Source organism: Acinetobacter sp. ANC 3929, assembly GCF_000369405.1.
Classification (GTDB): domain Bacteria; phylum Pseudomonadota; class Gammaproteobacteria; order Pseudomonadales; family Moraxellaceae; genus Acinetobacter.
Window position 1 is genome coordinate 810,077 of sequence record NZ_KB850000.1, and the last position, 12,679, is coordinate 822,755.

The window sequence follows — 12,679 nt, forward strand, 5'->3', positions numbered from 1 at the left end:
CCCTTTGTTTTCCGCCAAGAAATTATCAAGGGCTTTTTTATTGCCTGAATTATGCATTGTGGTTTCCTAATAGCTTTGAAAGCTTGGTCAATCCCTTTGGTGTCACTCTCACCTGCTCTGTGATCTTTTCTGAGCCATCAGGGCGAGTAATCACTTCGGTTTTATGTTCCAGATAACCTGCCTGTAGCTTATCGCTATAACCATGCCATGCGACATTGCCGGGACGTTTGTAAATCCAACCATTTAACTGGAGCCATTTGATTAGATCACTTTGGCGCATTTGTAAGTTATTTGCTGTGTCACGCAGGCAAAAGCTCCCATCCGCTTTAGCAATACGATCAAAGGCCTTAACAGTTGGCTGCATCACTTCTACTTGCTGCTCTAGTTCAATTACTTTTTCTGAATACGTAAGTAAGGCATTTCGCAAAGCATGTGGGTCTGCTAGTAGTTTCATTGGATCAACTGGTTTAGCAACTTGAGCTTCTAGCTCCTGCCAACGATCTACTAAGCGAGCGGTAAACTCTGGACAAAGTTGAGCGACGACAATGATGCTGTCTCGTTTACCTTGCTCACCAGTGAAAATGTAAGTCTTAACTTTAATATTTAACCCTAAGTTGTTGATTTTATCGATGTCCTCAATTTGAGGAAGCCGAATTACACCTTTATCAACAAGAGTTTCAATAGTCCGTTTTACGTTATCAGATCGCTTATTAACAAGTTCAGCAATCTCAATATGATTCATGGATTTTACGTGTAATGATGGAACAATCGCATTCATGTTTTAGCTCCTTCTTGAATGATCAATAATTTGACCGCTTTATTAATCAGATAATTCATAGATCGCTCGTCAGACTCACCTTTAGCCTTAAGCTGTTTGTGAGAATCAATTTCCAAGCGGACTTTGACATAGATGAATTCTTTAGGTTTCATACTCTCTCCAACGACCCCATTTTGGGGTGTTAATTCAATGTACCCATTTTGGGGTTATTGGTCAAGCCCCAAAATGGGGTTACTATAAATTCTTTTTTCTAAGCCTTTCTCTATGAATGAAGATGACAATAAAGTTGTGACTTTAAAAGTACGTGTCAGCCCTGAATTTAGGGAAAAACTTGTTGATACTGCAAAAGAAAACAATCGTTCAATGAATGCTGAAATTGTTGATCGGCTTGAAAAGAGCTTTGACCTAAGCAATAAAAAACTTGAGGATTTATCAGCAGATGAGCTTATATACTTTATTTTTAATAAGTTAAACTCTCGCGGTCTAGCTCTTACTGTTGAGGAAATTAAACGGGGGGAAGAACTTGCAAAAAATTCTAAAAAGTAAGTCATGGGGGACTTTCGAGTAAATATCTTCATAAAAAAGCCTCGTCGTTTGAATGAGGCTAGTATGAGTTTGTTTTTTAACTATTTAAAGGAATCCAGTTGATAGGAATTTATTAGTCTTTTTTAGGTAACCAGCGTTCAACAAATTTGTTTGCAAATTCTTTCCATTCGGAATTATTAAAAATATTTTCCGGAAAGTATTTGTCAGTATCTTTCCAAATTTCATGAGCAACAAATCTACTTAGTGCAATTTCGAACTTGGAGTTCCCATCGAAATCAAAAAAATCATTAATTATCGGCTGTATACTTTTTGCTAAGTTACTTTCCCCATACACCCCAGTAGGAAATGCACTTACACATAAAACAGTATTGGTGATCTTAAAATTATTTACCTTTGCCCAAATTTGTAAATCCATTAATGCCAATAGATTATAACTTGCCCATTTTTGTAATGTTTGATTATCTACTTTTATATACTTATCAGGGTTAATGTTTAACTTTTCCCTTAGATTTTCAACATAAACGAGAATATCATTAACTAATTGATCCTTATTAGAGTAAGGATTTATCATTACTGGATAGTAGTAGCCTCTGTATATCTGATTCAAAATATCACTTCCAAATGTTTCACTAATATTATAGGTTTTTTTATAGTATTCATTGCAATAATCCATAAAATTAATATTATTTAGTTCTAATGATCCTGAATTCCCATCAATTTCAAAAAAACAATTTGCTTTATCATATTCATTTTGCATTATAAAAAAATCTTGAAGGCTCATATCTCTTACAGTCATTTCTTTTTTATTATGTGCAATGCACTTTTCTATATCATCTTCATAATTAAATCCTCCAGTAGGATCATAGATTTCGAATGGCTCTTCGAACCATTTCAAAATATCATTTTTAATTGCATTGAGTCTGTTAGTATTATTTGACTCTAAAGCGTAACAGGTAAAAGTAAAGAAAAACTGTCTATTTTGTATCAAACGCAACCACTCAAAAGGGTTTAACCTATCTATATTTTTATATCTATCAAGATCAAACTCACTCGGTAACTCTTTTGTAGTCCTAATGATCTTTTTCATTAAACATAAATCTCTAACTTATTTCATCCTAAATATACCTCAACTTGGGGGTGTTATGGGGTAGAATTTAGAGGTAAGGTGCTGTATTGTTTTATGTAATATTTAACCTAATAATATTTCGTAAACATAAAATGAACTCATGTAGACTCTGCAACAGTATAGTGAAACTCCAAGACAGCCATATTATCCCTAAATTCATTGGAAAGTGGATCAAAAAAACTTCTGCTACTGGTTATCTTAGATCGATAGACAAACCCAATTTAAGGCGTCAGGACATATTTACAATAAAACTACTGTGTAAAAAATGTGAAGATATTTTTTCAGATCATGAAACATATTTTGCTGAAAAAATATTTCACCCCTACATGAATAGAGATAATTTCTCTTACAATTATTCATATAACGATCAATTAAGTAGATTTTGTGCTTCAGTATCATGGAGAGTATTAGTTTATATAACTGAACATTTGAATAAAGTTAAAAACGCCGAACTTGAAAAAGCAAAAATGCAATTGCAATTATTCCTTTTAAATAAGTCTGATAATTTATATCAATATGAACAACATATTATCCCATTAGAAGGAGGCGGAGACTCTCCTCTGCATAAAAAGCATTCAAATGTAAACTCATATTTCACCAGAGCCATAGACACAGATATAATTAGTACAAAAAATGGAATTTTAATTTATACAAAATTACCAAATTTCATTGTAATTTCAAATGTAAACCACAATGAAATTGCAAAATCTAGATCTAGTCGAGTCGCATTAAAACAAGGAAATATTATTCCAAAAGAATATGTATTACCTATTGACATGTATTACTACCTAGACAATAGATTAAAATTTATAAAAGAGAATATAACTGACAAGATTTCAGAGAGTCAAAATAAGCATATGCTTGAAACTATAGAAAAAGATTTAGAAAGATTTAAAAAATCTCGATCGTTAAAAGCAATTGAAGATGATCTCTTCCCTAATATTAGTATTTTCAGTAATAAATCAAAACCTTATTAAACTTTAGAATTAATACTTTTATTATATTTTCACTTTCTTCAGTGGCTCATAATTTGGTTCTTGAATAAAAATCCACAAAGGTAAGTCATTATAATTTTCGGCATAATCATCAGGGATCTGAACGCTGAACTCTGATGGATTTAAAAAAGATTCTGTGGCAATCACTTTATCATCTTTAATTGTTAATGTTTTAAAAAATTCGGATATCATAGAACTTCTCCACCCTAAGTTTGCAAAAAGCTGCCCATCATGTTTTTCACTTGTATAGACAAATCGAACACCGTATACTTTATTATTCTTAATGATTAAATCATGAACACTCTCACGCCAAGAGGAATATCGCATAAAATAAAAGGCTAATTGACTCTCAAGTTCGGTATTTAGCATCTTTCCATTGCAAAAAATTTCTGTCTTTTTAGGTAAAAAAAGAACCTTATTACTATTATCACTGGGTAATTGATGAGCATTTTCTTCATCAGTAAGAATTCTAATTTCTATATCTGGAGTTGTAGCCAGCATACAATCTCCAATTTTATACATTTCTGATCGTGCCATTGCTTGAGTAAAATCTATTGTATATTTGGTATCTTCATCGTTAAATGCTTCGATTGGTAATAAAACCCAATGATTAAAGAGCCTAAAATAAACTGAAATGTAAAGTTTTACATTCATAACATCGGCATAATTTTTTAGTTTGTTAAAATATTTTTTCTGCAATTCAAATTTTTTATGTAAGTCTTGATTATTAAAACTTTTCACTTCAACTAATATTTGCTCATTATCATTAAGTATAATTCGATAATCAGGCATTTCTATCTCTGAATTTGCTGTAAACAAATTTCCAGCATCTTCTTGCTTAACAAGCTTTACTGAACCTAAAGCACCAGCAACATAAGCAAAAAGCATTTCAATTCTTTTACCATGTATTGTTATAGGTGTTTTTTGTGAGCCCTCTATACTTTTTCTTATTTCTTTCAAAAAAATTTTTAGTGAATCTTTATCCTGAATATTAATTGAATATTTACTTGTATAAGCAGAAAAAAGCTCAAATGCATCAAACTTCTCAAATTTTCTATTTTGTCTTTTCATATTATTTTATAACTCTTAGCTTGTAAGTTTATAGAAGGAATTTAATCTTCTTTGAGTACTAATAACTTAGCAGCAATATTAACTCTTTTCACCTTTTAGGACTAATACGATGATTTGTCAACCAAAATTTCGGACTATTCTCCTAATTTGTCAACTAATAGAAAAAAATGACACTAAATTAAAAACTTCTTTTAACCTTTGTGATTTGCAGTACTTTATAAGCCACTGTTACAATCTATTTAAACTTATACTCAAAACAAATTTATGAAATATATAATTTTTATTCTAATGGGGCTGCTTTCATTGCAAAGCTATGCAAAGAAATGTGCTGACTTTGGAACTCAAAAAGAAGCGCAAGCTTGGTATGAACAGCGAAAGAAATCTGGGCAAACTGGCTGGAAAAGCTTAGACCGCGATGGAGATGGTAAAGCATGTGATTGCTTGCCGGGTGGAAATGGCAAAAATTGCCCGAAGAACAAAAAATAAGGAAAGCACATGAAGTTTAATTTTTCATTGGATACAGCAATCATTGTTACTTTAACAGCTATTTTCTTATTTGCTTTGGGACAAGCATACTTAGGGGGGTTACTACAGCCATTTTATGTTGATCCTGTTGCATTGAATTTTAGTATCCAAGATAAAATTTACTGGGGGTTCATAAAAGGACAAGCACCTTTAATATACTTTTTTATTATCACTACCCTTTTCTATGTCTCAAGATATGTTTTTGTTACAGCAGAATTAGATCAAAAAATCGTTAGTTTTTTGAGAAGTAAAATTAATTTTAGACTTCCACATGAAGTTAAACCACATAACATAAGTCTGACTGATGAAAGAGTGATGTGTGCTGAAAAAACAGGAGGTTTTAACTTGGTAAACTAAACACACTCATCAGGAGTTTACCATGAGCAAGAAACACAAGACTTACACCACAGAATTTAAAGCTGAAGCCATCAAATTAATTGAAGCCAATCAAGGCAATGTCTCGGAAACAGCTAGACAACTTAGCATTTCAATGCAAACTCTTTCAAATTGGAATACCAAAGCAAAGGCTGGAACTTTAGCAGGTACAAAACAGTATTCACCTGATCTAAACGCTCTACTCGAAGAAAATAAAAAACTCAAACAACAGCTCAAAATAGCTGAAATGGAACGTGAATTTTTAAAAAAGGCAGCAGCGTACTTTGCCAAAGAAAGTCAGTAAGGTACGCCTATATGAAACAAAAAAGATATTCTTTTCCAATTACCTTAATGGCTCGATTACTTCATGTTTCAGTTTCATGTTTTTATGATTGGCTCAAGAGAGGCGTGAGCAAAAGAACGATTCAACGAAATCAACAGACGATATTGGTGAAAATAGCCCATGAGGAGACAAGGCAGAGCTATGGTTATATTCGATTAACCAAATACTTACAAGCTCAGGGTATAAAAATGAGTATGTACGCTGTACGTCAGATAAAAGCGCTGAACCACCTGTATTGTAAGCGACACAAGCGTTTTAAAAGGACTACGAATAGTGACCATAATCGAGCGATCTATGAAAACCTGCTGGAGCAACAATTCTCAATGACTAGACCAAATCAAGCATGGTCAAGTGATATTACGTACATATGGACTGTTGAAGGATGGCTGTATTTAGCAGCGGTAAAAGACCTTTACACGAAGCAAGTGGTTGGCTATAGCTTAAATGAGCGCATGACAACACAGCTTGTTTGTAATGCGCTAAATATGGCTATTCACAATCAAAAACCAACCAAAGAACTGATTGTGCATTCAGACAGAGGAAGTCAATATTGCAGCCATGAATATCGAAATATACTTGAGCAATATGGTTTTCAAGGTTCAATGAGCAAGCGCGGAGACTGTTACGATAATGCACCGATTGAAAGCTTTTGGGGAATATTGAAAAATGAGTTAGTTCATCATTACAACTATCAAACTAGAGAAGAAGCCAAAGCAGATATTATAAAATACATTGAGTTATTTTATAATCATCGAAGAATTCAAAAGGGTTTGGGTTTTAAGACACCAAATCAAATGGCCGAAGACTTTTATAAGTTGGCTGCCTAGAATCTCCCAAGGGAAAGTCTCCTGATAATTCAGCGTATATCAGAGATAGAAATTATTCAGTTTTTACTTTGACAACACTCATAATTTATACACTATTTGTTGGGGCGCTTTTTTCTCTTAGCCATATTGAACAAAAAGGCAAAGCAATTGGCCAAACAATACTTACTGATATGAAAATACAGCCCTTAGTAAGAATAACTGGTGCAGATACAGACCTAAAACAATATCGTATTTTGGTGGTGTTTCAAAAAGTATGCTGGCATTAAACGAATCCATTATTGATATAAAAGAACACTAAATCAAAGGCTTTGAAATGATTTTCAAGCTTTTTGGAGAAGTTGCAGCTTCTCCTAAAGCCTCGCCTGATTCGATGCCGTAATCGACAATTATTGCCTTCTATACCCACAGTGAAAAATTTACCAATCAACTGTTTGCATTCTTTAAAGGTCGTAACAAAGCTATCCCAATGGTCACTTGATATACATGTATAGCTTACACCTAACTGCTTCAATTTTAATTTAAGTCGTTTTGCAGTGGCTAAATCTCGGTTACCCCATACATAAGCAACAATTTCACCTGTTTCTCGATGATAGGCATAAATTAGCCATTGTTTATTTTGCTTATGACCAACAAAAGTCCAAAACTCATCTACTTCAAGGGTTTCATAATGACTTTGCTGTGCTCGAAGTTGATATTTTGATTGGCTAAGTGTCCGTAGAACTTTACCGATACTTACTCTTTCAATTTCTGCTATATCCCTGACACCACTGCCTCGCACCATGAGGTGTAATATTTTGGTTTTGATACCTGAGTGACAGCCTTGATAACTGAGAGCATGATCACCAATAAATTGACGTCTGCATATTTTACATTGGTAATTTTGCTTACCATCTACTTTTGTGCCATTTTTCTTTATACTGTCACTTAGGCAGGCTGGACACTTGATTTCTAGAGTTATTCGCATTTCTCTATTTTATCAAAATCCAACCTGCTTTTTTTCAGCATACTTTTTGAAACACCACCCGTATTTTATGTGGCTCTACTCTTTGTGCTGTGATAGATGAAGAGAAAAATGTCTCTTTAGTTGAGCCGAAAAATGTTGTGTATTTGAGTTCTAATTTTGCTGAAAAGCTCGAGAAAAAGAGCTGATAGGAACTACTGGAGAAATAAAATGCTCTATCCATGTTTATGCTGTGGCTACTTAACCAGAGACGAACCATCAAACGGCGATTATATTATCTGCTCTGTATGCTTCTGGGAGGATGATCCTGTACAAGCAGAAGACCATGATTGGTGTGGTGGTGCAAACATACCTTCGTTAAACCAAGCTCGTGAAAACTTTAAAAAGTATGGGGCAATGGAAAAACGATTTGTTAAGGATGTGAGAAAGCCCAAGGATTATGATATTCCGAAGAATTAGATTGTGTTTATCAGAGATTTGGAAAGGAAATAGGAATTGGCCCCTGCTTTGCTCCTAATCGGAACTGGTCAATGAGCAGAATAAATTAAGCAAAAATCCCTTTAGATGGGATGAATTACTGACTAAAGCATTAATTTAAAAAAGAGAATAGACCCTCAATAAAAGTTATTCCCAACAATCAAGAAAGTTATTTAGAGGTAATTTTTTGAGAGAAATATAATTATTATAAATCTTAACTTATATGATCTTTTATTTTTCATATATTTATCTATCGAACAATTTTAAAATTCATAGTGTGATATACGCTGAATTATCAGGAGACTTTCCCTTGGGAGATTCTAGGCAGCCAACTTATAAAAGTCTTCGGCCATTTGATTTGGTGTCTTAAAACCCAAACCCTTTTGAATTCTTCGATGATTATAAAATAACTCAATGTATTTTATAATATCTGCTTTGGCTTCTTCTCTAGTTTGATAGTTGTAATGATGAACTAACTCATTTTTCAATATTCCCCAAAAGCTTTCAATCGGTGCATTATCGTAACAGTCTCCGCGCTTGCTCATTGAACCTTGAAAACCATATTGCTCAAGTATATTTCGATATTCATGGCTGCAATATTGACTTCCTCTGTCTGAATGCACAATCAGTTCTTTGGTTGGTTTTTGATTGTGAATAGCCATATTTAGCGCATTACAAACAAGCTGTGTTGTCATGCGCTCATTTAAGCTATAGCCAACCACTTGCTTCGTGTAAAGGTCTTTTACCGCTGCTAAATACAGCCATCCTTCAACAGTCCATATGTACGTAATATCACTTGACCATGCTTGATTTGGTCTAGTCATTGAGAATTGTTGCTCCAGCAGGTTTTCATAGATCGCTCGATTATGGTCACTATTCGTAGTCCTTTTAAAACGCTTGTGTCGCTTACAATACAGGTGGTTCAGCGCTTTTATCTGACGTACAGCGTACATACTCATTTTTATACCCTGAGCTTGTAAGTATTTGGTTAATCGAATATAACCATAGCTCTGCCTTGTCTCCTCATGGGCTATTTTCACCAATATCGTCTGTTGATTTCGTTGAATCGTTCTTTTGCTCACGCCTCTCTTGAGCCAATCATAAAAACATGAAACTGAAACATGAAGTAATCGAGCCATTAAGGTAATTGGAAAAGAATATCTTTTTTGTTTCATATAGGCGTACCTTACTGACTTTCTTTGGCAAAGTACGCTGCTGCCTTTTTTAAAAATTCACGTTCCATTTCAGCTATTTTGAGCTGTTGTTTGAGTTTTTTATTTTCTTCGAGTAGAGCGTTTAGATCAGGTGAATACTGTTTTGTACCTGCTAAAGTTCCAGCCTTTGCTTTGGTATTCCAATTTGAAAGAGTTTGCATTGAAATGCTAAGTTGTCTAGCTGTTTCCGAGACATTGCCTTGATTGGCTTCAATTAATTTGATGGCTTCAGCTTTAAATTCTGTGGTGTAAGTCTTGTGTTTCTTGCTCATGGTAAACTCCTGATGAGTGTGTTTAGTTTACCAAGTTAAAACCTCCTGTTTTTTCAGCACACATCAGTGTTTACATTTTATATAAACATATAAGATGAAATAAAAATATTTTTTTAGTATAAGATATATACCATTTGGTAAAATATAAGGTATAAATAAATGACTTTAAAAAAAATTCTTTTTACAACTTGTTTAGTTTTTTCTGCAAGCTCTGTTTTTTCTGCGACAGTTCCTGCGGAAGCATTTAGCCGAGCTAACTGTAAATTCTTTGTTCCTGGTTTTGGCTATGGCTGGTATAACGAATCGATATCTTATGATGCTTTAACTGGCCAACATAAAAACATGTATGCGAAAACAGATCAAAAAGCAACGAACGGAAATACTCGCACTGATAACTCGAGTAATCCTAGTGGCTACCGTGTACGCGCAGGTTTCGTAGATCCCACAGCAGATACAAGATTTTGGAATGTTTCAGGGACTCATTACGAAACTTTAGATAGTGGGCGTGCTGTTTCACAATATTCTTCTGCAAAAGACTGTAACGGAAAAATTGGACAATTCTTGTAGATTATTATGAATAAACAAAAAATCACTATAACTCTTGGATTAATAATTTTCGTAATTATATGCATTGCTCTTTTTTTGAAATCTCAAAGCGTCACAGAAACAAAACGACTTGGGAATAATGAGTCGGCGGAAACAAGCATTTCAGAAAAACCTTTAGCATCAAATTTTGAGGAATTAAGCAATGAAAAGGCTATATCCAAAAGTAAAATTGAGGGTAGTTCTTCTGATGGATCTTCAATTTTAGCTTTTGATTCAGATTTGAAATCATTACGTGAAAAATATCCCGACGGAGTAATGTATACGAAATTAAGCGAATCAAAATTAAGTAAGGTCCAAAAAGAAGCACTTGCTAAGGATTTTGACAATTTAAATCGTTACGGCAGCTTTAGTGGGGGGAAAGTTACAAATGAATTCTCTCATTTAGATAAAAAACGAGCAGCCCTGAAGGAGGACAAGCCTTTAGACTTTAAACCCACGAATACTGATCTGCTAGTTAAAAATATGGAATTAACTGGAAAATGGTATTCAGGGGCTATTAATGATGGAAAATATAACTCCCTCTATCGCCTGTATGAGAGTCAGGATGGCAGAAAGTTTGAAATTACTGAAATGTATTTGAACCCAGACAATAGCTCAATTATTGAGGTGTTTGAAGAAAGTTTAAATTATAATGTCAATAATGTTCCAATGACCATCGAAACATTAAAGTCAGAAAATGGCAAAGAACTATATAACGTTCATTTCAACCACAATAACAGGTACTACTCCATGTCTACTGAAAACTTTAATCGACAACAGGTAGAAAAAATTCTTGACTCTATTACCACAGCTCGATAATGGTTACTAACTTTATAGGCACTTTAATTATATAAAATCTATAATTTGAGATGTTTATATGTATAGGGAAAGCCCTAATCAGAGGGCTTTCCTTATTTCAATCCATGCATCCACTTTTGCTGCACAACTATTAAAAAAACTAAACAGTATGTTCTGTATATGCACTGCTATCATCCCCTCACAAAAATTAAATAGAGGGTAATAGTGTTATGGCGACACCTTATATTGTGGTCGGCTGCCCCACTACTGGCGGCGGACAAGTTATTTCAGGCAACAGCATGTTTCAGATTGAAGGTGTTCCAGTCGCTTGTGTCGGTGACAAAGCTACATGCCCAAAGCATAAGACGGTTGCTACAATCATTACCGGTGATCCTTACATGCAGATTTTTGGTAAATCAGCTGCAAGAGTTAATGATGCGTTATCTTGTGGTTGTAAGCTGCTACCTAAACAGAATCTAGTTGTTCAAGACAACGGTGGTGGATCAGCATCTTCTGCTGCTAAAGCATCATCAGCCCCGTTGACACAACAACAGTCAACCAAAGACAGTTTTATTAAAGATGAGTACGAAAACTACTACATCGAGCAAAACACAACGAAGTATGTAAAATTCAAAAACGTCATCTTTCCTTATGATGAAGATAAGAAAAACCTTTGGGGATCGCTTAGCCAAGCTGTCTCAGGTGTATGTACATTCGTCCTCACCTACATTGTAAAAGGTCAAGAGCTTTTTGTTACGGTCTCTATGGTCTCTCCGACATTAAGTCGCGATGCTACAATTTTCCCTTACGCAACACTTGAGCTTATACATAACAGTCAAAGCTTAGGAAAAACGCGCCTAGAGCAAGGAAAAGGCGTGTGGTCTACAGATAATGGTCAGCAGCCTGTAGGTCAGTGCAAGGTAACACTTCCTAAACCAGATCTGTCAACAATAGAAGCAACTCTAACTATGGGCTATAGCGCAAAATTTGATGGGGGCACAGTACGACCAAACCCTCCCCATACTCGCTTCTCCTTTATTCTAAATTCAGCAGCAAGAAGTAAATCATGAATAGAAGTTTAATCAGTACTTTTGTACTTATTTCTGTATTAGGGGTGACTGCTTGCAGTAAGGCATCAAACGAGCACACAGCCAATGTACAAGACAGCCCTCAAAGCGTCAAAACTGAGCTGTCAACGAGTGATAAAAAGATTCTAGATAAGTATGAATCTATTACAAATGAAGTCGTGATCTCTGGTGATGATCAGGAGATAAAGGAAACCTTAGTCCCCCTGATTCCTGAAATTAAACAAGTTACAGCCAAAAAGCAAAGAGAAATGGCATTGATGAATATATACATGCTATCAAGCATGTATAAGGAAGCTTATGAGTTAAATGAGCAACAGATTCAGGAGAAACCATTGCCGCAAAGAACAATGTTTAGGTGCACGCTGTTAGAAAAGCTCAATGAATCCAAAGTGAAAATTCAACAATGTCATGAAGCATCTGCACAGCTTATACAAACAGAGTTAACCAAGTCAGTTAACAAAAATGACCTACAGTATAAAGAAGTAGAATTTGTTTATTTAACTGAGATGTATAAAGCAGGACATGCTGACTATAAAGCCAAATTACAGAATTTCATAGGCGAAACTAAAGATGTATCTTTAAGAGATAAGTATAAATCTTTATATGATTCTAACATCGAATCATTTTACGGCACCGATTCACCAGACTATGTACCTGAATCATTGAAGTAAGATTACCAAAGTGTAAAAAAATGCCAA

The 12,679-nt window shown here is 34.5% G+C and carries 16 protein-coding genes; 10 read left to right on the plus strand and 6 right to left on the minus strand.

Translation table 11 applies throughout. The annotated features are described in order from the left end of the window. Positions 1–49 precede the first annotated feature (49 nt). Both F909_RS04595 and F909_RS21065 read right to left on the minus strand, forming a co-directional pair. The gene (locus F909_RS04595) at positions 50–778 is read right to left on the minus strand and encodes a phage antirepressor KilAC domain-containing protein (RefSeq protein WP_005153096.1); all 729 of its coding nucleotides are present in this window, start codon (positions 776–778) and stop codon (positions 50–52) included. After that, the gene (locus tag F909_RS21065) at positions 775–930 is read right to left on the minus strand and encodes a hypothetical protein (RefSeq protein ID WP_005153100.1); all 156 of its coding nucleotides are present in this window, start codon (positions 928–930) and stop codon (positions 775–777) included. The genes F909_RS04595 and F909_RS21065 overlap by 4 nt, the downstream gene beginning before the upstream one ends. A gap of 112 nt (positions 931–1,042) precedes the next feature. On the opposite strand from F909_RS21065, the gene F909_RS04590 reads away from it, so the two are divergent. Further along, a complete protein-coding gene (locus tag F909_RS04590) occupies positions 1,043–1,324 on the plus strand; it encodes an Arc family DNA-binding protein (protein ID WP_005153103.1) in 282 nt (93 codons plus the stop codon). Between the two features lie 112 nt (positions 1,325–1,436). On the opposite strand, the gene F909_RS04585 is transcribed toward F909_RS04590, so the two are convergent. Continuing rightward, positions 1,437–2,411, minus strand: a complete 975-nt coding sequence (locus tag F909_RS04585; RefSeq protein ID WP_005153107.1) for a DUF6387 family protein — start codon at positions 2,409–2,411, stop codon at positions 1,437–1,439. Positions 2,412–2,572: 161 nt separating this feature from the next. Here F909_RS04585 and F909_RS0120345 point away from each other — a divergent pair, with 161 nt between their 5' ends. Beyond that, on the plus strand, positions 2,573–3,427 hold the full coding sequence (locus F909_RS0120345; RefSeq protein WP_050559996.1) for a hypothetical protein: 855 nt from the start codon (positions 2,573–2,575) through the stop codon (positions 3,425–3,427). Between the two features lie 21 nt (positions 3,428–3,448). Here F909_RS0120345 and F909_RS04580 read toward each other — a convergent pair whose 3' ends face one another. After that, positions 3,449–4,516: a hypothetical protein gene (locus F909_RS04580; protein WP_005153112.1), complete on the minus strand. Its 1,068-nt coding sequence runs from the start codon at positions 4,514–4,516 to the stop codon at positions 3,449–3,451. 264 nt (positions 4,517–4,780) lie between these two features. Between F909_RS04580 and F909_RS04575 the strand changes: the two genes are divergently transcribed. The 3 genes from F909_RS04575 to F909_RS04565 all read left to right on the plus strand — a co-directional run bounded on the left by F909_RS04575 (position 4,781) and on the right by F909_RS04565 (position 6,586). Then, positions 4,781–5,002, plus strand: a complete 222-nt coding sequence (locus tag F909_RS04575; protein ID WP_005153114.1) for an excalibur calcium-binding domain-containing protein — start codon at positions 4,781–4,783, stop codon at positions 5,000–5,002. Positions 5,003–5,011: 9 nt separating this feature from the next. Beyond that, positions 5,012–5,398 carry a hypothetical protein gene (locus tag F909_RS20535; RefSeq protein WP_005153120.1) on the plus strand — a complete coding sequence of 129 codons (387 nt, stop codon included), beginning with the start codon at positions 5,012–5,014 and terminating at the stop codon, positions 5,396–5,398. A 22-nt stretch (positions 5,399–5,420) separates the two neighbouring features. Beyond that, positions 5,421–6,586, plus strand: a protein-coding gene (locus tag F909_RS04565) for an IS3-like element ISAba22 family transposase (protein WP_085940844.1) whose coding sequence is annotated in 2 segments (ribosomal slippage) — positions 5,421–5,679 and positions 5,679–6,586 — 1,167 coding nt in all. Because the reading frame shifts where the segments join, the coding sequence is not laid out codon by codon here. 262 nt (positions 6,587–6,848) lie between these two features. Here F909_RS04565 and F909_RS04560 read toward each other — a convergent pair. Continuing rightward, positions 6,849–7,550: an IS1 family transposase gene (locus F909_RS04560; RefSeq protein ID WP_004282341.1), complete on the minus strand. Its 702-nt coding sequence runs from the start codon at positions 7,548–7,550 to the stop codon at positions 6,849–6,851. A 207-nt stretch (positions 7,551–7,757) separates the two neighbouring features. Here F909_RS04560 and F909_RS04555 point away from each other — a divergent pair, with 207 nt between their 5' ends. Continuing rightward, positions 7,758–8,006, plus strand: a complete 249-nt coding sequence (locus F909_RS04555) for a CPCC family cysteine-rich protein (RefSeq protein ID WP_005153125.1) — start codon at positions 7,758–7,760, stop codon at positions 8,004–8,006. 338 nt (positions 8,007–8,344) lie between these two features. Here F909_RS04555 and F909_RS04550 read toward each other — a convergent pair. Further along, a protein-coding gene (locus F909_RS04550) for an IS3-like element ISAba22 family transposase (protein WP_085940844.1) occupies positions 8,345–9,510 on the minus strand; the annotation gives its coding sequence in 2 pieces (ribosomal slippage) (positions 8,345–9,252 and positions 9,252–9,510; 1,167 coding nt in all). Between the two features lie 159 nt (positions 9,511–9,669). On the opposite strand from F909_RS04550, the gene F909_RS04540 reads away from it, so the two are divergent. The 4 genes from F909_RS04540 (at position 9,670) to F909_RS04525 (ending at position 12,652) form a co-directional block, all read left to right on the plus strand. Next, positions 9,670–10,077 carry a hypothetical protein gene (locus F909_RS04540; protein ID WP_005153126.1) on the plus strand — a complete coding sequence of 136 codons (408 nt, stop codon included), beginning with the start codon at positions 9,670–9,672 and terminating at the stop codon, positions 10,075–10,077. Between the two features lie 6 nt (positions 10,078–10,083). After that, complete coding sequence (locus F909_RS04535) at positions 10,084–10,914, plus strand: hypothetical protein (RefSeq protein WP_005153128.1); 831 nt, start codon at positions 10,084–10,086, stop codon at positions 10,912–10,914. Positions 10,915–11,123: 209 nt separating this feature from the next. Continuing rightward, positions 11,124–11,963, plus strand: coding sequence for a PAAR domain-containing protein (locus tag F909_RS04530; protein WP_005153130.1), 840 nt, complete (start codon positions 11,124–11,126; stop codon positions 11,961–11,963). Next, on the plus strand, positions 11,960–12,652 hold the full coding sequence (locus F909_RS04525; protein WP_005153136.1) for a hypothetical protein: 693 nt from the start codon (positions 11,960–11,962) through the stop codon (positions 12,650–12,652). Before F909_RS04530 ends, F909_RS04525 begins: the two co-directional genes overlap by 4 nt. The last annotated feature ends 27 nt before the right edge of the window (positions 12,653–12,679 follow it).